This window comes from Stutzerimonas decontaminans, from assembly GCF_000661915.1.
GTDB classification, from domain to species: domain Bacteria; phylum Pseudomonadota; class Gammaproteobacteria; order Pseudomonadales; family Pseudomonadaceae; genus Stutzerimonas; species Stutzerimonas decontaminans.
This window is the reverse complement of the sequence record NZ_CP007509.1, coordinates 317,783-339,075: the sequence shown is the minus strand read 5'-3', so window position 1 is coordinate 339,075 and position 21,293 is coordinate 317,783. Positions and strand designations below refer to the sequence as shown.

The window sequence follows — 21,293 nt, the reverse complement described above, 5'->3', positions numbered from 1 at the left end:
CACCGCTTCACAACGGAGAAACCCCGCCGGCGCAAGCCGCGCGGGGTTTTCTGCTTTCAGAAGCGGTGGTCCGAATGCATCGAGCGCCACACAACCCGTACCACGTCACGAAACCTGCATGCCAGAGCCTTTGCGCGCAGCAGGCTAACAGCTATCATCGCCGCCCTTTCGAACGGACTCGATCGATCACCTGTCGTGATCGACATTACAAGGAGCTTATCCATGCGTATTTCCCACCTCTTCGGCTGCGCCCTCCTCGCCCTCTCGAGCGCCTCGCTGCAGGCTGCCACCAGCGATGCGCAGGCCAAGTGCGAACAGCAGCTGACCGCCCAGCAAGGCAATCTGGAAACCGGCAAGATGCTCGGCCAGATGCTTGGCAACGAGAAGCTCAGCAATGCCATCGCCCAGGTGGAAGGCGGCTGCGCACAGCTGAACAGCGAAGAACTGGCGGCCAATGCCAACGCCACTGAACAGAGCGCTGCGCTCGACGAGAAGGTCCAGGCCGTGACCCAGGCCAAGGATGCCGTGCTCGGCCTCGGCAAGATGTTCGGCAAGTGAGCTTCAAGCGCTGTAATTGAATACGCCCGCATCTGCGGGCGTTTTCGTTTCTGGCTCAGTTCTTCAACCGATACCCCGTCTTGAATATCCACCACACCGCCAGCAGGCACGCGGCGAGAAAGCCAAGAATCATCGCCAGGCTGATGCCGACACTGATGTCCGAGACGCCGTAGAAGCTCCAGCGGAAGCCGCTGATCAGGTACACCACTGGATTGAACAGGGTGACCTTCTGCCATAGCGGCGGCAGCATTTCGATGGAGTAGAAGCTGCCACCAAGGAACGCCAGCGGGGTGACGATCAACGCCGGGACGATCTGCAGCTTTTCCCAGCCATCGGCCCAGATGCCGATGATGAAGCCGAACAGGCAGAAGGTGATCGCCGTCAGCACCAGGAACAGCGCCATCATCAGCGGATGCTGGATTTCGTAGTCGACGAACAGCCGCGCGGTGATAAGGATGATCACGCCGAGCACCAGCGACTTTGTGGCCGCCGCGCCAACGTAGCCGATGACAATCTCGACATAGGACACCGGCGCCGACAGCACCTCGTAGATGGTTCCGGAATAGCGCGGCATGTAGATGCCGAACGAGGCGTTGGAAATGCTCTCCGTGAGCAGCGCCATCATGATCAAGCCGGGGATGATGAAGGCGCCGTAGGGGATGCCGTGCATGGCCTCCATGCGCGCGCCGATGGCCGAGCCGAATACCACGAAGTACAGCGAGGTGGAGATCACCGGAGTGGCTATGCTCTGCAGCAGGGTGCGCCAGGTGCGTGCCAGTTCGAACAGGTAGATCGCGCGGATCGCGTAGAAATTCATGCGGGCTTTTCCTCAGCGACCGTGAACAAGGTTGACGAAAATCTCTTCCAGCGAGCTCTGGCTCGACTGCAGATCCTTGAAATCGATGCCGTGAGCGGCCAGACGCTTGAGCAGCTCAGCGATGCCGGTGTCCTCATGCTGAGCATCGAAGGTAAATACCAGCTGGTTGCCGGCATCGGTCAGCTCCAGTGGGTAGCTGGCCAGCTCCGCCGGAATTTCCGCTAGCGGACGCTGCAGATGCAAGGTCAGCTGCTTCTTGCCAAGCTTGTGCATCAGCACGTCCTTGTCCTCGACCAGGATGATCTCGCCTTTGCTGATCACGCCGATGCGGTCGGCCATTTCCTCGGCTTCTTCGATGTAGTGCGTGGTGAGGATGATGGTCACGCCGCGCTCGCGCAGGCCGCGGACCATTTCCCACATATCGCGGCGCAACTCGACATCGACGCCCGCGGTGGGCTCGTCGAGAAACAGAATGGACGGTTCGTGGGACAGCGCCTTGGCGATCATGACCCGACGCTTCATACCCCCGGAAAGCTCCAGAATCCGGGCATTGCGCTTGTCCCACAGGGACAAATCACGCAACAGTTTCTCCAGGAACGAATCATCCGGCGCCTTGCCAAACAGCCCGCGAGAAAAACGCACCGTCGCCCAGACGCTCTCGAAGCCTTCGTTGAACAGCTCCTGCGGCACCAAGCCGATCTTCGAACGGGCGGCGCGGTAATCCTCGACGATGTCGTGGCCGTCGACCAGCACCCGACCGCTGCCGGGATTGACGATGCCGCAGATGATGCTGATCAGCGTGGTCTTGCCGGCGCCATTGGGGCCGAGCAGGGCAAAGATTTCACCCTTGCGTATCTCGAGGTCGATGCGCTTGAGCGCCGGATGGCCGGAAGCGTAGGTCTTGGTGAGCTGCTCGATGGCGATCACTGGGTACACGGGCTCGTCTCTTCGAGGAATTGAGGGGCGAATTGTAGATAAAAAGTACGTCCTCCAGCGCCACCGCTTTCCGCTGACCGCCTCGCCACTGACTACGATCATGGCGGGGGCGCGGCAGCAAGAGGATGCTAATGGATGCTCGAAATAGGGATGTCAGCTGGGAGGCTTGTCAAGATGAGACCGATAAAACTCACCTACGTCGCGCTGTTCGTCGGACTGACGCTGCTCTGGCTATTGGTGGACAGCTTTGTCATGGCGCACTACCAGATCTGGCCGCTGCGCAAGGTGATGGTGCACTACAGCGGGGTGCTCGGCATCGCCGCGATGAGCGTGGCGGTGATACTGGCGGCAAGGCCGCGACGCTTCGAACGTTTCTTCGACGGTCTGGACAAGACCTATCGGCTGCACAAGTGGCTGGGCATCAGCGCGCTGGTGATCGCCATCTTCCACTGGGGCTGGGGCCAGATCCCGAAATGGCTGGTTGGTTTCGGCTGGCTGGAAAAACCGGCCCGCCGGGCCGGCGAAGGGCAGATGCACGAAGGCATCTTCGCGCTGCTGCAGCGCTTCCGCGGGCTGGCCGAGACCATCGGCGAGTGGGCCTTCTATGCCGCGGTCATCCTCATCGTGCTGGCGCTGGTCAAGCGCTTCCCCTATCGCTGGTTCTTCCGCACCCACCGCTGGCTGGCGCTGGTCTATCTGGCTCTGGTGGCGCACTCGGTAGTGCTGACCCCGCCGGATTACTGGACCTCGCCCCTGGGCCTGGTGCTGGCCGTGCTCATGGCCGCCGGCTCGCTGGCGGCCTGCATCTCGCTGCTGCGCCGTATCGGTCGCAAGCATCAGGTGGTCGGCCGCATCGAAAGCCTGACCCATCACCGCGACAACCGCGTGCTGCGCGTCGATATCAAGCTCGACGGCCCCTGGCCGGGACACAAGGCCGGGCAGTTCGCCTTCGTCACCTTCGACGACAAGGAAGGGCCGCACCCCTTCAGCCTCTCCTCGGCTTGGTGCAACGACGGCAGGCTGACCTTCTCCATCAAGGGTCTCGGCGACTACACCCGTACCCTGCCCCAGACGCTCAAGGTCGGCGACCCGGTGAAAGTGGAAGGTCCCTATGGCTGCTTCGATTTCCACAGCCGCAAGCCGCGGCAAATCTGGGTGGCCGGCGGCATCGGCATCGCACCTTTCATTGGCCGGCTACAGGCGCTCGCCGAAAGCGGCAAGGGCGACAACGTCGACCTGTTCTACTGCACCAGCGCGCCGGACCAGAGCTTCATCGAGCGTATCCGCGAACTGGCCGAGCGCGCCCGGGTGCGCTTGCATGTGCTGGTGGCCAGCGAAGGCGGGCGGCTGACACCCGAGCGTCTGCGCGAGCTGGCGCCGCAATGGCAGGAAAGCGATGTCTGGTTCTGCGGCCCGGCCGGCTTCGGTCAAGATCTGAGCAAGGACCTGCAACGCCACGGCCTGCCGCCAAGGGATTTCCACCAGGAACTGTTCAATATGCGCTGATGCACGGCCGCGGCGCGCCAAGCCGGCGACAATGAGGCATAGGCCCCCGCTGATAGAGGGGCCAACCCAATCATCCGAGCAAGGACGCTCATCATGCAACGCCTGATCGCGCTATCGCTGTGCCTCATCACGCCGCTTGGTCTTGCTGCCTGCCCCTCTTGGGGTGACAAGCAAGCGCAGCGGGAAATCGCCGCCCTGCAACACCAGCTGAGTCAGTGGGACGAGGCCTATCACCGCAATGGCCTGGCAATGGTGGATGACGAAATCTATGACCAGAGCCGCGCGCGCCTGCAGAATTGGCAGCGCTGTTTTCCTGCTGGCAGCCAGCCCCAGCCAGACCCGCTAGCCACAGCCGCCGGCCCTGTGCCGCATCCAATCAGGCAGACCGGGTTGGCTAAGCTCGCCGACGAAAAGGCGGTCGCTGACTGGATCGAGCGTCGCGAAAATCTGTGGATTCAACCGAAGGTGGATGGCGTGGCGGTGACGCTGGTGTACCGCGACGGCACGCTGCAGCAGGCCATCAGTCGTGGCGACGGCCGCAGCGGCCAGAACTGGACGGCCAATGCCCGCCGGCTGCCAGCGATCCCTCCCCGACTTGCGGAGCCGGCTGAGGTGATTCTGCAAGGCGAGCTGTACTGGCGCCTGGAGCAGCATGTGCAAGCGGTGCACGGTAGCGCCGGCGCGCGCGGCCGCGTGGCCGGCGCGATGGCCAGCCGGCAGCTGTCCGCCGACGTTGCCGCGCAGATCGGCTTGTTCGTCTGGGACTGGCCAAACGGCCCGGAGGCGATGCCCACCCGTGTCGAGCAGCTGGCAGCGATGGGATTCGCTGACAGCCAGCGTTTCAGCCTGCCGCTAGCGGATCTCGAACAAGCGCGGCATTGGCGCGAACACTGGTATCGGCAACCCCTGCCGTTTGCCAGCGACGGCGTGGTATTACGCCAGGGCCAGCGCCCGCCGGCAGAGCGCTGGCAGGCCGAACCGCACTGGGCCGCTGCCTGGAAGTATCCCCTACGTACAGCGGTGACGGAGGTCCGGGCCGTGGACTTTCGCATCGGCCGCACCGGGCGGATCACACCCCTGCTGCAGCTGACGCCGGTACGCCTGGATGATCGGCAGATCCGCACGCTCAGCCTCGGCTCGCTGGAGCGCTGGCGAACACTGGACGTGCGCCCCGGAGACCAGGTCGCCGTCGTTCTTGCCGGACATACCATCCCGCGACTGGACTCGGTGGTGTGGCGCAGCACCGAGCGGCCTGCGCTGATCGCGCCCGATCCGGGCCGGTATCACGCGCACAGCTGCTGGCAACCCACGCCCGGCTGTGAGCAGCAGTTCATCGCCCGCCTCGTCTGGCTGAGCGGCAAACAGGGCCTCAGTCTTCCAGGGGTAGGCGCCGGCAGCTGGCAGGCACTGCTGGACGCCGGCCTGCTGCCCGATCTTATCGCCTGGCTGGCGCTGGATGCCGCAACGCTACAGCAGGTGCCAGGCATTGGCGCCGAGCGCGCCGGCAAGCTGGCTGCGAGCTTCGCCCTTGCCCGGCAGAAGCCGCTGGGGCAATGGCTGAAGGCGCTCGGCATGCCGGGTAGCATTTCGCTAGCTGCGGAAGCCGACTGGGGTGCTCTAGCCGCACGGAACGTGGCGCAATGGCAGGCCGAACCTGGTATCGGACCGACTCGAGCAAAACATCTGCACGCCTTCTTTCAAACGCCGGAGCTGCAGCAGCTGCAAACCAAGCTACGGGCCGCAGCTGTTTCGGGTTTCTGAAGGGACTTTCGCCAGCTAATGCGGTCGATAGGAGTTGGATAACAATTATGGAGGCGAGGCATGTCTTTGCGACATTGGCCAATTGCCCTGCTGATCGGCGGCACCGCCATCAGCCCGCTGTTCGCCGTAGCCCAACAAACCGGCACCCAGTGCCACGAGCAACGCCAAGCCCTGCGCGAGCAGCTGCAGCAGGCTCGCCTGCAGGGCGACAAGCTGCGCCAGACGCAACTCAACGCCGAACTGCAGACGCTGACCGAACAGTGCCAGGGCCTGGTCGCCCTGCATCCACGTCAGGTCGAATACGAACACATCACTCGTCAGGTGGAGCGTCGCGAGACCTTGCTACGCGAAGCATTGGGCACTGGTGACGCGCAGCTGATCGAACTACGCCGCAACCAGCTGGCCAAATCCCGGGAAAAGCTCGAAACACTACGCCGCTGAGTCATCCGCATCAGTAAGCACGGAATTCCTTGTGGCAGGCTTCGCAAGCATCCTCGACCCGCTGAAAGGCCGGGGCCACGACTTCTGCGGTGACGGGGGCCGCGCTGGTCACACCGACCAGCTCTGCCGTGGTCGCCTCCAGTGCCCGAGCCATCTCGTTGAAACGCTCCTGGCGCTGCCAAACATCATCCCGCGCGTCGCTCTGCTTTTCCTTGACCTCGGGATAATGCTGCCAGGGCTGGCGCGAAAGCTCGTCGAGCTTCACCGCGCCCGTGCTGAACCCCTCCGCATCGAATGGTATGCGGCCGCGCAACATGCCGCCGAGATCTTCCTTGGTATCAAGCATCGCCTGGTAGATCGCCTTGCGCTTGCCCAGAGGCGAGTCAGGATCGACCCGGTCGCAGCCTGTCAGTACAAGGGCGGCAATCAGGGGCAGCCTCAGCAGACTCAACTTCATGGTTCAACCACTCATGGATGCAAAGCGCAGGATTATCCCCGCCCATGCACCGCTGAACAAATCAGTCGGACATTGACTTCGTCAGCAAAGATTGCGCGAGCGACCCGCTAGCGCGACCAGCTGCCGCCTGCACTCTCGCAATCAATCTTGGCCTGCGCCCGATCACTGGCGTGGTAGTGGTAGGTGACGATCGTCGCGTCGTCATTTACCTGGGTCGGCAAGGTGCCATTCTTTGCCTGGGACCCGGTGGCGCGCTCGTTGGCCAGCGTCTCCGGAGTCATTCGCGCGGTGCAGATGCCGAAGTGGCCATCCGGGCAGCTGTCGCGGATCTCGCGACGGGAATTCTTCACCGCCTCGTTGTCTTGACAGACCCAGTCGATGGCGTCGTCGTTATCCATACCGTGGAACTCGAAACACTGCTCGGTCACCACCGGTGCCGGAACTGCACCGGACGTTTCGCTGTGTACGTAGCAGGACTGGGCAGCGGCGGGCAGGCTGAAGGCGCCGACAAGCAATACCGGCGCGAGGCGCAGCATGGGATTCATGGCGGTCTCCTGAAACGGTTTCGCCCGGCAAGGTTCACCGAACCTGAAATTACGACCCCGCGTCCAACCACCTAGTTCGCGCAGCGCCGGGCTTGGGATTGCCGAGCGGCGCAGCTATAATCGTCGGGTTTTTCCCGATCGACTCCGCTTCGATCGTGCCCGCCACCCGTCCGAGGGGCGCTGCAGCAGGCTGAAACCTGTCAGGCTCGGATGGGGCGTTTCCTAGAACGCATCAACGGCGCCCATTCGCATCTATACGAATGGAGAACTCTTCGATGAGTGCTGTCATGACGCCTGCCGGTTTCACCGACTTCAAGGTCGCCGACATTTCCCTGGCCGCCTGGGGCCGCCGCGAGATCATCATCGCCGAATCCGAAATGCCCGCACTGATGGGCCTGCGTCGCAAATACGCTGCCGAGCAGCCGCTGGCCGGCGCGAAGATCCTCGGCTGCATCCACATGACCGTCCAGACCGCCGTGCTGATCGAGACGCTGATCGCCCTTGGCGCCGAAGTGCGCTGGTCTTCCTGCAACATCTTCTCCACTCAGGATCAGGCCGCTGCCGCCATCGCGGCCGCTGGCATCCCAGTGTTCGCCTGGAAGGGCGAGACCGAGGAAGAATACGAGTGGTGCATCGAGCAGACCATCCTCAAGGACGGCCAGCCGTGGGACGCCAACATGGTGCTGGACGACGGCGGTGACCTGACCCAGATCCTGCATGACAAGTATCCGCAGGTGCTCGAGCGCGTCCATGGCGTGACCGAGGAAACCACCACCGGCGTGCACCGCCTGCTCGACATGCTCAAGGGCGGCACCCTGAAGATTCCGGCGATCAACGTCAACGACTCGGTCACCAAGAGCAAGAACGACAACAAGTACGGCTGCCGTCACAGTCTGAACGATGCCATCAAGCGCGCCACCGACCACCTGCTGTCGGGCAAGCAGGCGCTGGTCGTCGGCTACGGCGACGTCGGCAAGGGCTCGGCACAGTCGCTGCGCCAGGAAGGCATGATCGTCAAGGTCTCGGAAGTCGACCCGATCTGCGCCATGCAGGCCTGCATGGACGGCTTCGAGCTGGTCTCCCCCTACAAGGACGGCATCAACGACGGCACCGAAGCCAGCGTCGACGCGGCCCTGCTGGGCAAGATCGACCTGATCGTCACCACCACCGGTAACGTCAACGTGTGCGACGCCGGCATGCTCAAGGCGCTGAAGAAGCGCGCCGTGGTGTGCAACATCGGCCACTTCGACAACGAGATCGACACCGCCTTCATGCGCGCCAACTGGGGCTGGGAAGAGGTCAAGCCGCAGGTGCACAAGATCCACCGCACCGGCAAGACCGTCGACCCGACCAACGACGACTACCTGATCCTGCTGGCCGAAGGCCGCCTGGTGAATCTGGGCAACGCCACCGGTCACCCAAGCCGGATCATGGACGGTTCCTTCGCCAACCAGGTGCTGGCGCAGATCCACCTCTACAACGAGAAGTTCGCCGATCTGCCAGTGGCCGAGAAGAGCAAGAACGTCACCGTCATGGTGCTGCCGAAGAAGCTCGACGAGGAAGTGGCGCTGGAAATGGTCAAGGGCTTCGGTGGCGTGGTCACCCAGCTGACCACCAAGCAGGCGGAATACATCGGCGTGACCGTCGAAGGTCCGTTCAAGCCGGACAGCTACCGCTACTAAGCAGCAGCCGCAAGCCATACGCCACAAGCTGCAAACCGCTCCTCGCGGTTTGCAGCTTGTGGCTGAGGGCTTGGCAGCTAAAGGAATCTTTAGATGACGACTTCTCGCCCCTCCATCAGCTTCGAGTTCTTTCCCACCAAGACCGATGCCGGGCACGAAAAACTGCTGAACGTGGCCCGCCAGCTGGCCGGCTACCAGCCTGACTTCTTCTCCTGCACCTACGGTGCCGGCGGCTCGACCCGTGATCGCACGCTCAACACCGTGCTGCAGCTCGACGGCGAGGTAAAGGTGCCGACGGCACCGCACCTGTCTTGCGTCGGCGACACCAAGGCCGAATTGCGCGAACTGCTGAACATCTACAAGGATGCCGGCATCAAGCGCATCGTCGCCCTGCGCGGTGACCTGCCCTCCGGCATGGGCATGGCCAGCGGCGAGCTGCGCTACGCCAACGAACTGGTGGAGTTCATCCGCAGCGAGACCGGCGATCACTTCCACATCGAAATCGCCGCCTACCCGGAAATGCACCCGCAGGCACGCAGCTTCGAAGACGATCTGGCGAACTTCGTGCGCAAGGCCAGGGCCGGCGCCGACAGTGCCATCACCCAGTACTTCTTCAACGCTGACTGCTACTTCTACTTCGTCGAGCGCGTGCGCAAGCTCGGCGTAGAAACGCCGGTGGTGCCCGGCATCATGCCGATCACCAACTACAGCAAGCTGGCACGCTTCTCCGATGCCTGCGGCGCGGAGATTCCACGCTGGGTACGCAAGCAGCTCGAAGCCTATGGCGACGACATGCAGAGCATCCAGGCTTTCGGCGAGCAGGTGATCACCGAGATGTGCGAGAAGCTGCTGGCCGGCGGCGCGCCAGGCCTGCACTTCTACACCCTGAACCAGGCCGAGCCGAGCCTGGCGATCTGGAACAACCTCGGGCTGTCGCGCTGAGCGTTCAGCCAGCTCCGTAGAAATACGGAGCTGGCTAATGAACCCGTGACCTGCGACACTGTCAGAGCAATGCGGCGTTAACAGGCTCTGTTATACTCCGCGCTTCCGCCAGGCTTACGCCCGGATGCCGTTCTTATTTTTATCTGCGGCAGGACCGGACGGGATCGCACGCCAGTCGCGATTCGAGCCAGGCATGATCATCCCAGGGCCTCGCCCCTAACAAGACAGGATTACTCATGTCCTTTGCTTCCCTCGGTCTCTCCGAGGCTTTGGCCGGTGCCGTCGAGGCTGCCGGTTACACCCAGCCTACTCCCGTGCAACAGCGGGCCATTCCCGCCGTGTTGCAAGGCCGCGACCTGATGGTTGCAGCCCAGACCGGAACCGGTAAGACAGGCGGTTTCGCCCTGCCGGTACTCGAACTCCTGTTCCCGGGTGGTCACCCGGATCGTGAACACCGCTACGGCCCGAAACAGCCGCGCGTGCTGGTGCTAACACCTACCCGCGAGCTTGCCGCTCAGGTACACGACAGCTTCAAGGTCTATGCCCGTGACCTGCCCCTGAAGAGCACCTGCATCTTCGGCGGCGTTGGCATGAACCCGCAGATCCAGGCGGTTGCCAAGGGTCTCGACGTGTTGGTTGCCTGCCCCGGCCGCCTGCTCGACCTGGCCAACCAGAAGGCCATCGACCTGTCGCACGTGGAAATCCTCGTCCTCGACGAAGCCGACCGCATGCTCGACATGGGCTTCATTCATGACGTCAAGAAGGTCCTGGCCAAGCTGCCGGCCAAGCGCCAGAACCTGCTGTTCTCGGCAACCTTCTCCAAGGACATCACCGACCTCGCCGGCAAGCTACTGCACAACCCCGAGCGCATCGAGGTGACGCCACCGAACACCACCGTCGAGCGTATCGAGCAGCGCATGTTCCGCGTGGCCGCCAGCCACAAGCGCGCCCTGCTCGCGCACCTGATCACTCAGGGTGCCTGGGAACAGGTGCTGGTCTTTACCCGTACCAAGCACGGCGCCAACCGCCTGGCCGAGTACCTGGAAAAGCACGGCTTGCCGGCTGCTGCGATTCACGGCAACAAGAGCCAGAATGCGCGGACCAAGGCCCTGGCTGATTTCAAGGCCAACCAGGTACGCATCCTGGTCGCCACCGATATCGCTGCACGCGGCCTGGATATCGATCAGCTGCCCCATGTGGTCAACTTCGAGCTGCCCAACGTCGAGGAAGATTACGTGCACCGCATCGGCCGTACCGGTCGTGCCGGACGCAGCGGTGAAGCCATTTCGCTGGTTGCTCCCGACGAGGAAAAGCTACTCAAGGGCATCGAGCGCATGACCAAGCAGCGCATCCCCGAAGGCGATCTGATGGGCTTCGACGCCAGCACCATCGAGGCAGAAAAGCCAGAGGTGCGCGAACCGCGCCAACCGCGTCCGCAACGCGGCGAAGGCAAGCCACGCGGCGAGCGTAACAAGCCGGCCGAGAAAGGCGCCGAGCAGAAGGAGCGTAACCGTCGCAGCCAAAGCAAGGCCCGCAAGCCTTCCCGTGACGGCGCCAGCAGCGAAGCGCAGGCCGTCGCCCGGCCGCCGCAGCTGCCTCCGGATCGCGCGCCTGACGAGTTCCGTGATGATGAGCTAGACAATTTCGGCAATCGCGTCGATTACGTCAGCCCCTATCAGAACAAGCAGAATCGCGGTCGCCGGCCCGGCGCTCCGGCCCAGCCGGGCGGCACTCCGCGTGCAGCCGGAGCGGCACGCACGGGTGCAGCTGCTGCGGGTGCGCCGGCTGGCAAGGGCAAGCGTTCCGGCCAAGGCCAGGGCGCACGCAATGGTCAGCCGCGCAACGGCCAACCACGGCGCAAAGGCGAAGGCCGTCGCATCGACGAGCCTGCCGTGTCGCGCCAGGAAGTCGCCAAGCCGCGGGAGAAGCAGCCGGTGATCATTCACAAGGAATCGAAGATCGATCGGCTGCCCAGCCTGGATCAGCTCGAGCAGCTGCCAACGCGACCGCGCGGCGAGAAACCGGCCTTGCTGACGCGTAATCGCGAAGCTTGAGCCACAGACGAAAACGCCGCCCGATGGGCGGCGTTTTTGTTTCTACGCAGCAACACCGCCGACGTGATCAGACGATCACCGCGGCGGCCTACCTCAACCGCCCGCCGGCTGCGCCTGCACGGTCTCCTGCCAGCCACCGCCGAGTGCCTTGAACAGATTGACCTCGCTGGTCATCTGCGCCAAGCGATCGCCAATCAGCTGTTGTTGCACGCTGAATAGCTGGCGCTGGGCATCGAGCACAGTCAGATAGCTATCAATGCCCGTGCGATAGCGGCGCTCGGCAAGGTTGTAGTAATCCTCGCTGGTCTGCAGCAGGTCACGCTGAGCCTGCACTTGGCGCGTGTAGGTAGCCTGAGCCGCCAGCCCATCGGCCACCTCGCGGAAGGCTGTCTGGATGGCTTTCTCATACTGCGCAACCTGGATGTTCTTGCTGATCTGCGCGTAGTCGAGATTCGCCCGCAGCTGGCCGGCATTGAAGATCGGCACGCTGATGCTCGGCGAGAAACTCCAGTAACCGGAGCCTCCGTCGAACAGTCCAGACAACTCACTGCTGGCGGTACCCGCCGCACCGGTCAGGCTGATACGCGGAAAGAACGCTGCGCGCGCCGCGCCGATGCTGGCGTTGACCGCCCGCAGCTGGTACTCCGCCTGCAGGATGTCCGGCCGCTGCTGTAGCAGATCGGAAGGCAGGCCAACCGGCAGCGCCGCCAACTGAGTCCGCTCCAGACCATCACCCGATGGCAGCCCGGCCGGCAGGCTCTGACCCAGCAACAGTGTCAGTGCGTTGCGGTCCTGCGCCACCAGGCGGGTGTACTGCTCAATGCTCACCCGCGCGCTATCGACGGCGCTGCGCGCCTGACGCAACTCCAGCGCCGAGGCGACACCGACATCGAAACTGCGCTGCGTCAGGCCCAGGCTTTCCTCGTAGGTTTTGAGCGTGTCCCGCGTGACCTGCAGCAGCGCCTGATCGGCCTGCAGTGTCAGCCAGGCATTGGCAACACTGGCGATCAGACTGATCTGGGTGCTGCGCTGGGCTGCCTCGCTGGCAAAGAACTCCTCCAGCGCCTGGTCGCGCAAGCTGCGCAGGCGACCGAACAGATCCAGCTCCCAGGACACGCCAAAGGTGGCGCTGTACTGGCTGCTGATGGCCGGCTCACCGCTCATATTCAAATCGCCGGGCGTGCGGCTGCGCGTGCCCGAGCCATCCGCACTAACCGCCGGCAGCAGGTCGGCACGCTGCACACGATACAACGCGCGATAGGCATCGACGTTCAGCGCCGCAACACGCAGATCGCGATTGTTCTCCAACGCCGCTTCGATGAGCTGCTGCAACGCCGGGTCACGGAAAAACTCGCGCCAGCCGAGCGCCCGCTCGGAAGCCTGCGCAGCGCTTTGCGCGTAGGCTTCCCCCTGCGGCCAGTCGCTGGCGACCGGAGAGTCGGGACGCTGATACTCGGGCATCAGCGAGCAGCCACCCAGCGCCGCCGCGAGCGCGAGGGTCAACAGAGACTTGTTCACAGCGAATCCTCCTTCGTACCTTCGTTGGCGGATTTCGTGCGATCGAAGAACGTGCAGATCATCACGTAGAACAACGGAATCCAGAAGATCGCCAGCACTGCGGCGGTCAGCATGCCGCCGATCACGCCGGTGCCGATGGCGTGCTTGCTGCCCGCACCGGCGCCCGATGCAACAGCCAGCGGCACGACGCCAAGGATGAATGCCAGCGAGGTCATGATGATCGGGCGCAGACGCATGCGGCACGCCTGCAGCGCGGCATCGGCGTAGCTCATGCCCTGCTCATGCAGCGCCTTGGCGAACTCGACGATGAGGATCGCGTTACGCGCCGACAGACCGATGGTGGTGACCAGACCGACCTGGAAGAACACCTCGTTGGACAACCCACGCGCCAGCGTGAAGGCGAGCGCGCCGACGATACCCAGCGGCACGACCAGCATGACCGAGAACGGAATCGACCAGCTCTCGTACAGCGCCGCCAGGCAGAGGAACACCACCAGCAGCGACAGGGCATAGAGCGCCAGAGTCTGCGAACCTGCAAGGCGTTCCTCGTAGGACTGGCCAGTCCAGGAGTAGCCCACCCCCGGCGGCAGCTGTGCGGCAATGCGTTCGACCTCAGCCATGGCGTCACCGGAGCTGTAGCCGGGCGCCGGCTCGCCGAGCATTTCGATCGCGCTGACGCCGTTGAAGCGGGACAATTTCGGCGATCCGTAAGTCCACTCGCCGGTGGCGAAGGCGCTGAACGGCACCATTTCGCCGGCGTCGTTGCGCACATACCACTTCTGCAGATCTTCGGGATTCATCCGTGCGTTGGCGACGCCCTGCAGGTAGACCTTTTTGACCCGACCACGATCGATGAAGTCGTTGACGTAGCGCCCGCCCCAGGCAATCGACAGCGTACTGTTGATTTCCGCCAGAGAGACGCCCAGTACTCTTGCCTTCTCGTCGTCGATCAGCACTTGGTACTGCGGCTCGTCGCGCAGGGTATTGGGGCGCACCCGGGTCAGAACGGGACTCTGGCTGGCAAGCTGCAGGAATTTGTCGCGCGCCTGCTGGAGCACCTCCTGGCCAACGCCGGCGCGGTCCTGCAGGAAGAAGTTGAAACCCGTGGCGTTACCCAGCTCCATCACCGCCGGCGGCGCGAACGCGAACACCTGGGCATCGCGGAAGCTGGCGAAATGCTGCTGCGCGCGCTGGGCGAGGGCGAACACGCTGTCTTCCTGGTTGGTCCGCTCGCTCCACGGCTTGAGACCGATGAAAGCGATACCCGAGCTCTGACCACGCCCGGCGAAGCTGAAGCCAGTCACGGTGAAGACGGAGCGCACTATGTCGCCCTCCTCTTCCAGCAGATAGCTGCGCATGGCGTCGATGCTTTGCTGGGTACGCTCAGCCGTCGAGCCCGACGGCGTCATCACCTGAGCGAACAGCACGCCCTGATCTTCCTCCGGCAGGAAGGCCGAGGGGATGCGGGTGAAGAGCACCACCATGACGCCGACGATCAGCACATAGAGCAGCAGGAATGGCGCCTTGCGCTTGAGCACGGCCTTCACGCCGCGCTCGTAGCCATTGACGCTGCGCTCGAAGGTGCGGTTGAACCAGCCGAAGAAGCCGCGCTTCTCGTGATGGTCTCCCTTGTCGATGGGCTTGAGCAGCGTTGCGCACAGCGCTGGCGTAAAGATCAGCGCCATCAGCACCGAGAGCACCATCGCCGACACGATGGTGATCGAGAACTGCCGATAGATCACCCCAGTCGAACCACCGAAGAAGGCCATCGGCAGGAGCACCGCGGACAACACTACGCCGATGCCAATCAGCGCCCCCTGAATCTGCCCCATGGATTTGCGCGTCGCTTCCAGCGGCGAAAGGCCCTCTTCGCGCATTACCCGCTCGACGTTCTCCACCACCACGATGGCGTCGTCGACCAACAGACCGATCGCGAGAATCATGGCGAACATGGTCAGGGTGTTGATGCTGAAACCGAACACCGCCAGCACACCGAATGTACCGAGCAAAACCACCGGCACAGCCAGCGTAGGAACCAGCGTCGCGCGGAAGTTCTGCAGGAACAGGTACATCACCAGGAACACCAGCACGAACGCTTCGAGCAGCGTGTGCATGACCCCGGTGATCGAGGCGGAGATGACCGGCGTGGTGTCATAGGGGTAGACGACTTCGACGCCCGGCGGGAAGAACGGCTTGAGATCGTCGATGGTCTTGCGCACGCCTTCGACGGTATCCAGCGCGTTGGCGCCGGTCGCCAGTTTCAGCGCCAGACCAGCTGCAGGCTTGCCGTTGAACTGGGCACTGACGGCATAGGTTTCGCCGCCCAGCTCGACCCTGGCGACATCGCCCAGGCGCACCTGGGAGCCATCGCTGTTGACCTTGAGCAGGATGTTGCGGAACTGCTCCGGCGTCTGCAGGCGAGTCTTGCCGATCACGGTCGCGTTGAGCTGTTGCCCCGGCAGAGCGGGCAGCCCGCCGAGCTGGCCGGAGGAAATCTGGACGTTCTGCGCCTGGATCGCCGAACTCACATCCACCGGTGTCAGGCTGAAGTTGTTCAGCTTGGCCGGGTCGAGCCAGATGCGCATCGCATACTGCGCACCAAACACCTGGAAGTCACCGACGCCCTTGGTGCGGGAAATCGGGTCCTGCATGTTGGCAACGATGTAGTTGGCCAGATCACGCTGATCCAGACTGCCATCGGTAGAAACCAGGCCGATGACGATGAGGAAGTTGCGTACCGCCTTGGTGACCCGAATGCCCTGCTGCTGAACTTCCTGTGGCAACAGCGGCGTCGCCAGCTGGAGCTTGTTCTGCACCTGGACCTGTGCGATATCGGGGTTGGTCCCCTGCTCGAAGGTCACGGTAATGGTCATGCTGCCGTCGGAGTTGCTCTCCGAGGAGATGTAGCGCAGCCCGTCGATGCCGTTGAGCTGCTGTTCGATGACCTGCACCACCGTGTCCTGCACGGTTTGCGCAGAAGCGCCGGGGTAGCTCACCGAGATGCCCACAGCTGGCGCGGCAATGCTCGGGTACTGATTGACCGGCAGCTTGAGAATGGACAGACCGCCGGCGAGCATGATCACCAGGGCGATCACCCAGGCGAAGATCGGCCGATCGATAAAGAATTTGGACATGGACTAAAACCCCTCAGCCTTCTTGGCCTTCGGGCTGCGCTGGCACCCCACCGCGATTATCGACATTGGTCGCCGGCACCACTTCGACCTCCACCCCCGGCTGGATGAACTGCAGGCCTTCGGTGATCACGCGATCACCCGGCTGCAGGCCTTCGCCGACCAACCAGCGATTGCCCACGGCACGTTCGGTCTTGATCGGCCGCACCTCGACCTTGCTCTCGGCGTTGACCACCATTGCGGTCGGATCGCCCTTGGTGTTGCGCGTGACACCCTGCTGGGGCACCAGGATCGCCTCGCTCTTCATGCCCGCCACCAGTTGCGCATGCACGAACATCCCCGGCAGCAGGTCCTTGTCAGGATTCGGGAATACGGCGCGCAGGGTCACCGATCCGGTGCCGGAATCCACCGTCACTTCACTGAACTCGAGCTTGCCCTCATGCTCGTAGTCACTGCCATCCTCAAGCTTCAAGGTAACCTTTGCCGCGTTGTCTCCGGACTTCTGCAGGCGCCCTTCGGCCAGATCACGGCGCAGCGCGAGCAGATCACGAGCCGGCTGGGTCACGTCGACGTAGATCGGGTCGAGCTGTTGAATGGTCGCCAATTCCTGCGTCTGCCCGTTGCTGACCAGCGCTCCTTCGGTGACGGCGGAACGGCCGATACGGCCGGAGATCGGCGCCAACACCTTGGTGTAGCGCACATCGATCCGGGCCCGTTCCAACTCGGCTTCGGCCTGCAGGCTGGCAGCCCGCGCCTCGTCATAGGCCTGTTTGCTGACGGCCTGATCCTTGACCAGCTCGGCGTAGCGGTCGGCCAGTGACTTGCTGGAAGCGACGCTCGCCTGAGCGCTCTTGAGCGTGGCCTCGTAAACCGATGCATCGATTTGATACAGCTGCTGCCCGGCCTTCACGTCGCTGCCTTCGGTAAACAGGCGTTTCTGGATGATGCCGTTAACCTGCGGACGCACCTCGGCGATACGGTAAGCGCGGGTACGCCCCGGCAGATCGGTCGTCACGGCAAAGGGCTCCGCCTGCAGGGTCACGACACCTACCGTGGGCTTCTGCTGCGCCGGTGGCGCCGCTTCTTCCTGACAACCCGCCAGGAAAACAGCCATGGCGAGAATGGACATCAGGGCAGCATTGGCTGACTTGAGTGACATGGATAGACCTCTTGAAAACCTGGCAGGCGGGATTGAGCGACAACGCGCCGCGAACACGGTGAGCGGAATGTGCCGAAATATACTTACATCCATGACTGTCTGTAAACCGGCAAACGCTTATCGCTCCCATATAAATGTTGCGAAACATGCGTCATAGACGACCTGGCGCAGGTTTGCCCGCTTCGCAGGACCATTCCATATACGCCCTGCTGCAACGCAGAACGCCGGCGAGCTGCCGGCGTTCGGATCCACTAGGCGCTACTTACTTGCGCACACCTTCCACCGAGATGATCAGGTCGACCGTCTGCGAGGCAGGGCCCAGATCCATCTTGATGTTGAAGTCCTTGAGCGTCAGCGTCGTGCTGCCCTCGAAGCCGGCACGATAGCCACCCCACGGATCCTTGCCCTCACCGATGAACTTGGCGGCGATCACTACGGGCTTGGTCACGCCATTGAGGGTCAGGTTGCCGGTGATGTCGGCTGTGCCATCGCCGGTCGTCTTCACCGACGTCGACTCGAAGGTTGCCGTCGGGTGCTTGGCGACATTGAGGAAATCGTCGCTGCGCAGGTGCTTGTCGCGCTCGGCATGATTGGTGTCGACACTGGCGGTCTTCAGCGTGACGTTCACCTTGCTTTCTTCCGGCTTGGCAGCGTCGAAGCTGAAGCCACCGTCGAAGTCCTTGAAGGTGCCCCACAGCCAGCTGTAACCGAGGTGGCTGATCTTGAAGTTGACGAAGGCATGCTGACCCTGCTTGTCGATGGCGTAGTCGGCGGCCATTACCTGGCCGCCAGCCAGTGCAGAACCGAGGACCAGTGCCGCGAGCGTTTTCTTGAGCATCGATGAGTCTCCTATCGGATGGTGATCAGTTACGACCGAGCATGCGCCTTAGCGTCGCGTCGCGGTCGATGAAGTGGTGCTTGAGCGCAGCCAGGGCATGGACGACGGCGAAGATTACCAGCGCCCAGGCGGCGTATTCGTGGACCAGGCCGGCGCTGTCAGCCTGGTTGGGAATGGACGTGACGAGCGCCGGCACGTCGAACAGACCGAACACACTGATCGCCCGGCCATCGGCGGTGGATATCAGGTAGCCCGAAACCATCACCACGAACAGGCCGACATAGAGCAGCCCGTGACCGAGCTTGGCGGCCGTCTGGGTCAGCCGACCCTGACTGGCGAGCGGCGCCGGCGCAGGACTGACGAAACGCCAGAGCACCCGCAGCAGCATGACCAGGAACAGCACTGCGCCAATGCTCTTGTGCAGATCGGGCGCTGTGCGGTACCAGCTGCTGTAGTAGGTCAGTCCAACCATCCAGAAGCCGAGGCCGAACAAACCGAATACAGCCAGGGCAACCAACCAGTGCAGCGCGATACTGGTCAGCCCATAGCGGGTGGGGGAGTTACGCCAGCGCATCGAATCCGTCCTTCAATTTCGAGGACTTGAAGCCTAGCCGGTTACCTATCGGAATAGCGCGAATTTTTTCGCTTTGAAACATCGAGCAATTCGATAACTGATCGCATCGAGCCGGGGTCGTCAGTTCTGCTAGGCTTCGCGACTCACCGCGGAGGAGTAACGATGAGCCTGAACGACAGCTGGATGCAACGCGACCTCGCCGTACTCTGGCACCCCTGCACGCAAATGAAGGACCACGAGCAGCTACCGCTGATTCCCATACGCCGCGGCGAAGGTGTATGGCTGGAGGACTTCGATGGCAAGCGCTACCTCGACGCAGTCAGCTCCTGGTGGGTCAACGTGTTCGGCCACGCCAATCCGCGCATCAATCAGCGTATCAAGGACCAGGTCGATCAGCTCGAGCACGTGATGCTCGCCGGCTTCAGCCACCAGCCGGTGGTCGAGCTGTCGGAAAGGCTCGTCGCGCTGACGCCAGCCGGCCTGGAGCGCGTCTTCTATACCGACAACGGCTCCACCGGGATCGAAGTCGCACTGAAGATGAGCTTTCACTACTGGCGCAACAGCGGTCGCGGGCAGAAGCAGCGCTTCGTCACCCTGACCAACAGCTACCACGGCGAAACCGTCGCAGCGATGTCCGTGGGCGACGTCGCGCTCTTCACCGACACCTACAAGCCGCTGCTGCTGGACACCTTCAAGGTGCCGAGTCCGGACTGCTACCTGCGGCCCGACGGCGTGAGCTGGGAAGAACACTCGCGACAGATGTTCGCGCACATGGAACAGACGCTGGCCGAGCATCACCAGGACATCGCCGCGGTCATTGTCGAGCCACTGATCCAGGGCGCCGGCGGCATGCGCATGTATCACCCGGTCTACCTCAAGCTGCTGCGTGAAGCCTGCGACCGCTACGAGGTACATCTCATCCACGACGAGATCGCCGTGGGTTTCGGCCGCACCGGCACCATGTTCGCCTGTGAGCAGGCCGGCATCACGCCCGACTTCCTCTGTCTGTCCAAAGCCCTCACCGGCGGTTACCTGCCCATGGCCGCGGTGCTGACTACGAACAGGATCTATCAGGCGTTTTACGACGACTATTCGACGCTGCGGGCCTTCCTCCACTCGCACACCTACACCGGCAACCCGCTGGCTTGCGCCGCAGCGTTGGCAACGCTGGATATCTTTGCCGCGGATAATGTCATCGAAGCGAACAAGGCGCTGGCAGCGCGCATGGCCAACGCCACCGCGCACCTCGCTGACCATCCACACGTTGCCGAGGTCCGCCAGACCGGCATGGCGCTGGCCATAGAAATGGTTCAGGACAAGTCCAGCCGCACCGCGTATCCCTGGCAGGAACGGCGCGGTCTGAAAGTCTACCAACATGCATTGGGGCGCGGCGCGCTGTTGCGTCCGCTCGGCAGCGTGGTGTATTTCCTGCCGCCATATTGCATTACCGAGGAGCAGATCGACTTTCTTGCCGCGGTTGCAACAGAGGGCATAGACATTGCCACGCGAGAAGCCTCGGTATCCGTGTCGTGCGGCGAATATCCGGGGTTCCGCGATCCGGGCTGACGTCGAACACTTTCCGGAGCAAGGCGGCCTGCGAGTCGGGCTGCCGATGCTTTAGACTTGTAGCCCCCGACTTCCCGCCTGTAGCTGCCCTATGCGCCTATCCCGCTTCTTCATCGACGCCCCGCTCTCGCTCGGCCAGCATCCGCTGCCCGAAGCATCGGCACATTACATCAGCCGGGTGCTGCGCCTTGCGGCCGGCAGCGCCGTGCAACTGTTCGACGGCAGTGGCGATGAATTTCGCGGCGAACTGCTGGAGGTGGGCAAAAAGACCGTTACCGTCGAGCTGCACGAGCGCCTGAATGGAATGCCGGAATCGACGTTGCAGATACATCTGGGCCAGGGTTTGTCGCGCGGAGAGCGCATGGACTGGGCGATCCAGAAAGCCACCGAGCTGGGCGTAACGCAGATCACTCCGATCATCAGCGAGCGCTGCGAAGTGCGCCTCAGCGATGAGCGTGCAGACAAGCGTCTGGCGCATTGGCGGCAGATAGCGATCAGCGCGTGTGAGCAGTGTGGCCGGTCGGTTCTGCCGATAATCCACGCGCCCATCAGCCTGCGCGACTGGCTGACCATCGAAGCAGACCTGAAATTGGTACTGCATCCGGTAGCCGAGCCGCTGACGAGCCATGCGAAGCCGCAGACGCTGGCATTTCTGATAGGCCCAGAAGGTGGCCTGAGCGAAAGCGAAGTAGAGCAGGCAGCCGCTCAGGGATTTTTGCCGGCCAGGCTCGGTCCGCGGGTGCTGCGCACCGAGACTGCTCCGGTGGTGGCCCTGAGCGTGGCGCAGCAGCTGTGGGGAGATTTCTGA

At 63.1% G+C, this 21,293-nt stretch carries 18 protein-coding genes and 1 riboswitch; of the genes, 9 read left to right on the top strand and 9 right to left on the bottom strand.

Going from position 1 to position 21,293, the window contains the following annotated elements:
• Nucleotides 1-222: 222 nt before the first annotated feature.
• Nucleotides 223-558: a hypothetical protein gene (locus UIB01_RS01575; RefSeq protein ID WP_038656226.1), complete on the top strand. Its 336-nt coding sequence runs from the start codon at nucleotides 223-225 to the stop codon at nucleotides 556-558.
• A 55-nt stretch (nucleotides 559-613) separates the two neighbouring features.
• Here UIB01_RS01575 and UIB01_RS01570 read toward each other — a convergent pair whose 3' ends face one another.
• On the bottom strand, nucleotides 614-1,375 hold the full coding sequence (locus UIB01_RS01570) for an ABC transporter permease (protein WP_038656223.1): 762 nt from the start codon (nucleotides 1,373-1,375) through the stop codon (nucleotides 614-616).
• A 12-nt stretch (nucleotides 1,376-1,387) separates the two neighbouring features.
• Nucleotides 1,388-2,311 (bottom strand): ABC transporter ATP-binding protein, encoded by a 924-nt coding sequence (locus UIB01_RS01565; protein WP_038656221.1) that lies wholly within the window; start codon nucleotides 2,309-2,311, stop codon nucleotides 1,388-1,390.
• A 174-nt stretch (nucleotides 2,312-2,485) separates the two neighbouring features.
• Between UIB01_RS01565 and UIB01_RS01560 the strand changes: the two genes are divergently transcribed.
• The 3 genes from UIB01_RS01560 to UIB01_RS01550 all read left to right on the top strand — a co-directional run bounded on the left by UIB01_RS01560 (nucleotide 2,486) and on the right by UIB01_RS01550 (nucleotide 6,019).
• Complete coding sequence (locus UIB01_RS01560) at nucleotides 2,486-3,817, top strand: ferredoxin reductase family protein (RefSeq protein WP_038656219.1); 1,332 nt, start codon at nucleotides 2,486-2,488, stop codon at nucleotides 3,815-3,817.
• A gap of 93 nt (nucleotides 3,818-3,910) precedes the next feature.
• Nucleotides 3,911-5,578, top strand: coding sequence for an NAD-dependent DNA ligase LigB (gene ligB, locus UIB01_RS01555; RefSeq protein ID WP_038656217.1), 1,668 nt, complete (start codon nucleotides 3,911-3,913; stop codon nucleotides 5,576-5,578).
• Nucleotides 5,579-5,638: 60 nt separating this feature from the next.
• Nucleotides 5,639-6,019, top strand: a complete 381-nt coding sequence (locus tag UIB01_RS01550) for a DUF1090 domain-containing protein (RefSeq protein ID WP_038656215.1) — start codon at nucleotides 5,639-5,641, stop codon at nucleotides 6,017-6,019.
• Between the two features lie 10 nt (nucleotides 6,020-6,029).
• Here the strand turns inward: UIB01_RS01550 and UIB01_RS01545 are convergent, their stop codons facing one another.
• On the bottom strand, nucleotides 6,030-6,476 hold the full coding sequence (locus UIB01_RS01545) for a c-type cytochrome (RefSeq protein WP_038656213.1): 447 nt from the start codon (nucleotides 6,474-6,476) through the stop codon (nucleotides 6,030-6,032).
• A gap of 107 nt (nucleotides 6,477-6,583) precedes the next feature.
• Nucleotides 6,584-7,021 carry a hypothetical protein gene (locus tag UIB01_RS01540; protein ID WP_038656211.1) on the bottom strand — a complete coding sequence of 146 codons (438 nt, stop codon included), beginning with the start codon at nucleotides 7,019-7,021 and terminating at the stop codon, nucleotides 6,584-6,586.
• 166 nt (nucleotides 7,022-7,187) lie between these two features.
• Nucleotides 7,188-7,272: riboswitch (S-adenosyl-L-homocysteine riboswitch) on the top strand.
• A gap of 24 nt (nucleotides 7,273-7,296) precedes the next feature.
• On the opposite strand from UIB01_RS01540, the gene ahcY reads away from it, so the two are divergent.
• From ahcY to rhlE2, 3 genes are all read left to right on the top strand, one after another.
• Nucleotides 7,297-8,703 (top strand): adenosylhomocysteinase, encoded by a 1,407-nt coding sequence (ahcY, locus tag UIB01_RS01535; RefSeq protein WP_038656209.1) that lies wholly within the window; start codon nucleotides 7,297-7,299, stop codon nucleotides 8,701-8,703.
• 93 nt (nucleotides 8,704-8,796) lie between these two features.
• A complete protein-coding gene (gene metF / locus UIB01_RS01530; protein ID WP_038656207.1) occupies nucleotides 8,797-9,645 on the top strand; it encodes a methylenetetrahydrofolate reductase [NAD(P)H] in 849 nt (282 codons plus the stop codon).
• Between the two features lie 236 nt (nucleotides 9,646-9,881).
• Nucleotides 9,882-11,699: an RNA helicase RhlE2 gene (rhlE2, locus tag UIB01_RS01525; RefSeq protein ID WP_038656205.1), complete on the top strand. Its 1,818-nt coding sequence runs from the start codon at nucleotides 9,882-9,884 to the stop codon at nucleotides 11,697-11,699.
• A gap of 93 nt (nucleotides 11,700-11,792) precedes the next feature.
• Here the strand turns inward: rhlE2 and UIB01_RS01520 are convergent, their stop codons facing one another.
• The 5 genes from UIB01_RS01520 to UIB01_RS01500 all read right to left on the bottom strand — a co-directional run bounded on the left by UIB01_RS01520 (nucleotide 11,793) and on the right by UIB01_RS01500 (nucleotide 18,919).
• Nucleotides 11,793-13,217, bottom strand: a complete 1,425-nt coding sequence (locus UIB01_RS01520) for an AdeC/AdeK/OprM family multidrug efflux complex outer membrane factor (RefSeq protein WP_038656203.1) — start codon at nucleotides 13,215-13,217, stop codon at nucleotides 11,793-11,795.
• Entirely contained in the window at nucleotides 13,214-16,351 is a 3,138-nt protein-coding gene (locus UIB01_RS01515) for an efflux RND transporter permease subunit (protein WP_038656201.1), read from the bottom strand. The genes UIB01_RS01520 and UIB01_RS01515 overlap by 4 nt, the downstream gene beginning before the upstream one ends.
• A 13-nt stretch (nucleotides 16,352-16,364) precedes the next feature.
• Nucleotides 16,365-17,507 carry an efflux RND transporter periplasmic adaptor subunit gene (locus UIB01_RS01510; protein ID WP_038656199.1) on the bottom strand — a complete coding sequence of 381 codons (1,143 nt, stop codon included), beginning with the start codon at nucleotides 17,505-17,507 and terminating at the stop codon, nucleotides 16,365-16,367.
• A 262-nt stretch (nucleotides 17,508-17,769) separates the two neighbouring features.
• Nucleotides 17,770-18,345 carry a YceI family protein gene (locus UIB01_RS01505; RefSeq protein ID WP_038656197.1) on the bottom strand — a complete coding sequence of 192 codons (576 nt, stop codon included), beginning with the start codon at nucleotides 18,343-18,345 and terminating at the stop codon, nucleotides 17,770-17,772.
• 25 nt (nucleotides 18,346-18,370) lie between these two features.
• Nucleotides 18,371-18,919, bottom strand: coding sequence for a cytochrome b (locus UIB01_RS01500; protein WP_038656195.1), 549 nt, complete (start codon nucleotides 18,917-18,919; stop codon nucleotides 18,371-18,373).
• Nucleotides 18,920-19,081: 162 nt separating this feature from the next.
• Here UIB01_RS01500 and UIB01_RS01495 point away from each other — a divergent pair, with 162 nt between their 5' ends.
• Complete coding sequence (locus UIB01_RS01495) at nucleotides 19,082-20,485, top strand: adenosylmethionine--8-amino-7-oxononanoate transaminase (protein ID WP_038656193.1); 1,404 nt, start codon at nucleotides 19,082-19,084, stop codon at nucleotides 20,483-20,485.
• A gap of 91 nt (nucleotides 20,486-20,576) precedes the next feature.
• Nucleotides 20,577-21,293 carry a 16S rRNA (uracil(1498)-N(3))-methyltransferase gene (locus tag UIB01_RS01490; RefSeq protein WP_038656191.1) on the top strand — a complete coding sequence of 239 codons (717 nt, stop codon included), beginning with the start codon at nucleotides 20,577-20,579 and terminating at the stop codon, nucleotides 21,291-21,293.

Excerpts from the sequence above, each read along its gene's own strand:
- UIB01_RS01510 (WP_038656199.1), bottom strand. The coding sequence starts at position 17,507 with ATGTCACTCAAGTCAGCCAATGCTGCCCTGATGTCCATTCTCGCCATG.
- UIB01_RS01495 (WP_038656193.1), top strand. The coding sequence starts at position 19,082 with ATGAGCCTGAACGACAGCTGGATGCAACGCGACCTCGCCGTACTCTGG.
- ahcY (WP_038656209.1), top strand. The coding sequence starts at position 7,297 with ATGAGTGCTGTCATGACGCCTGCCGGTTTCACCGACTTCAAGGTCGCC.
- UIB01_RS01570 (WP_038656223.1), bottom strand. The coding sequence starts at position 1,375 with ATGAATTTCTACGCGATCCGCGCGATCTACCTGTTCGAACTGGCACGC.
- UIB01_RS01500 (WP_038656195.1), bottom strand. The coding sequence starts at position 18,919 with ATGCGCTGGCGTAACTCCCCCACCCGCTATGGGCTGACCAGTATCGCG.
- rhlE2 (WP_038656205.1), top strand. The coding sequence starts at position 9,882 with ATGTCCTTTGCTTCCCTCGGTCTCTCCGAGGCTTTGGCCGGTGCCGTC.
- UIB01_RS01515 (WP_038656201.1), bottom strand. The coding sequence starts at position 16,351 with ATGTCCAAATTCTTTATCGATCGGCCGATCTTCGCCTGGGTGATCGCC.
- UIB01_RS01560 (WP_038656219.1), top strand. The coding sequence starts at position 2,486 with ATGAGACCGATAAAACTCACCTACGTCGCGCTGTTCGTCGGACTGACG.
- UIB01_RS01575 (WP_038656226.1), top strand. The coding sequence starts at position 223 with ATGCGTATTTCCCACCTCTTCGGCTGCGCCCTCCTCGCCCTCTCGAGC.
- UIB01_RS01545 (WP_038656213.1), bottom strand. The coding sequence starts at position 6,476 with ATGAAGTTGAGTCTGCTGAGGCTGCCCCTGATTGCCGCCCTTGTACTG.
- metF (WP_038656207.1), top strand. The coding sequence starts at position 8,797 with ATGACGACTTCTCGCCCCTCCATCAGCTTCGAGTTCTTTCCCACCAAG.
- UIB01_RS01540 (WP_038656211.1), bottom strand. The coding sequence starts at position 7,021 with ATGAATCCCATGCTGCGCCTCGCGCCGGTATTGCTTGTCGGCGCCTTC.
- UIB01_RS01490 (WP_038656191.1), top strand. The coding sequence starts at position 20,577 with ATGCGCCTATCCCGCTTCTTCATCGACGCCCCGCTCTCGCTCGGCCAG.
- UIB01_RS01505 (WP_038656197.1), bottom strand. The coding sequence starts at position 18,345 with ATGCTCAAGAAAACGCTCGCGGCACTGGTCCTCGGTTCTGCACTGGCT.
- UIB01_RS01550 (WP_038656215.1), top strand. The coding sequence starts at position 5,639 with ATGTCTTTGCGACATTGGCCAATTGCCCTGCTGATCGGCGGCACCGCC.
- ligB (WP_038656217.1), top strand. The coding sequence starts at position 3,911 with ATGCAACGCCTGATCGCGCTATCGCTGTGCCTCATCACGCCGCTTGGT.